The 972-nt window shown below is 61.8% G+C and carries 1 protein-coding gene and 1 tRNA gene; one reads left to right on the top strand and one right to left on the bottom strand.

Features of this window, described 5'->3' with window-relative positions; all coding sequences use genetic code 11:
- Positions 1 to 30: 30 nt before the first annotated feature.
- Positions 31 to 107, bottom strand: a tRNA-Arg gene (locus tag ABB27_RS18650).
- Positions 108 to 523: 416 nt separating this feature from the next.
- On the opposite strand from ABB27_RS18650, the gene ABB27_RS18645 reads away from it, so the two are divergent.
- A partial coding sequence (locus ABB27_RS18645; protein ID WP_211263734.1) for a hypothetical protein occupies positions 524 to 972 on the top strand: 449 nt, incomplete at its 3' end.

The following is a 972-nucleotide window of genomic DNA, read 5'->3' as shown; positions in this document are numbered from 1 at the left end:
GCAGCAACTGCCGCAGACTGCGCCGAAAGATGGTGACCCCGACACGATTCGAACGTGCGACCTGTCCCTTAGGAGGGGACCGCTCTATCCAGCTGAGCTACGGGGCCAAAAGATGGACGCCAAGATTACAGGCAAGCGCCCCGCCCAGCCAGCTTTTCCCGCTGCCGCGGAAGCTGCCGCCAATTCGCGACAGTGCCGGAAGCGATCTCCGGCAAGCCTGGCCGCGCACGCCGACGCAATCCGCCCGCTCGCAAGTACGCCCGCGTTGCCAGCAACAAACTGTCTGCCGATGCGCGGCAGGAAATACCGACAAACCCAAGCGGTAAAACACCGGCATCTGCGAACCCGAATTTCAGACAAACCCTAATCCAAGTGCCTATGCCGCGTGCCTACAATCCTCGCGCCTCCTGCTAGCCAAGGACGACAGGCTTCAGTAGTGCTCCACTCACCGCGTTGGCCTTCGGCCTGCCGGGATTGCACAACCACACACGCAGCCGCTTCCAGCGGAAGATGAGAACCAGCAATGAAGAAATGTTTTTACGCTCTGACCCTCGCAGCGTTTTCGCTTCCGGTCGTCGCGCAGGACGCGCAGTTTACTGAGCAGCCTGTCGTCGCCCAGGAGCCGCAAGCAATCGAACAACCCGTAGCTGAGCATGCCGTGGCCGAGCAGGGCCACAGTGTCGCCGAGCAGCAGGAGCCGGCACCGCAGGATCCGCTGAGTTCGCCTTCCGCCGAAGAACCGATCGCCTCGTTCGAACAGCCTGCCGGCGACGAGTTGTTGTCTATCGAGCAGGAAGCCGGCACCGAACTGGCAATGGCAGAGGAAAGCGTCAGCACGGAACTGGCAGGTACCGAGGAAGCTGGCAAGGCCGCACGTGGCAGCTTGAGCCGTCTGACCATCGGTGCAAGCATTCACGCTGGCGAAGTGCAGCATTCGGTGCGCTCTAATGATGCCGGCAGCACGTGCAGCAA

The organism is Stenotrophomonas terrae (assembly GCF_001431465.1).
Lineage (GTDB): Bacteria > Pseudomonadota > Gammaproteobacteria > Xanthomonadales > Xanthomonadaceae > Stenotrophomonas > Stenotrophomonas terrae.
This window is presented reverse-complemented; position numbering and strand designations above follow the sequence as displayed.